The 265-nt window shown below is 68.7% G+C and carries 1 pseudogene; it reads right to left on the reverse strand.

From position 1 onward, the window contains the following. Positions 1–265, reverse strand: a pseudogene (locus IF55_RS35745) (flavodoxin-dependent (E)-4-hydroxy-3-methylbut-2-enyl-diphosphate synthase); the annotation flags it as partial.

Consider the following 265-nt stretch of genomic DNA (forward strand, 5'->3'; position numbering starts at 1 on the left):
GCCGGAGGCCACCCCGAGATCCGCCTCACGCGCCTCACCCGGACCATTGACCACACAGCCCATCACCGCGACCCGCAACGGCACCTCCATGCCCTCCAGACCCGCGGTGACCTCCTCCGCCAGCTTGTACACATCCACCTGCGCCCGCCCGCACGACGGACACGAAACGATCTCCAGCCCCCGCTCCCGCAGCCCCAACGACTCCAGGATCTGATTACCGACCTTGATCTCCTCCACCGGCGGCGCCGAGAGCGACACCCGGATC

The sequence above is a fragment of the Streptomyces varsoviensis genome (genome assembly GCF_000718635.1).
In the GTDB taxonomy this organism is placed as follows: Bacteria; Actinomycetota; Actinomycetes; order Streptomycetales; family Streptomycetaceae; genus Streptomyces; species Streptomyces varsoviensis.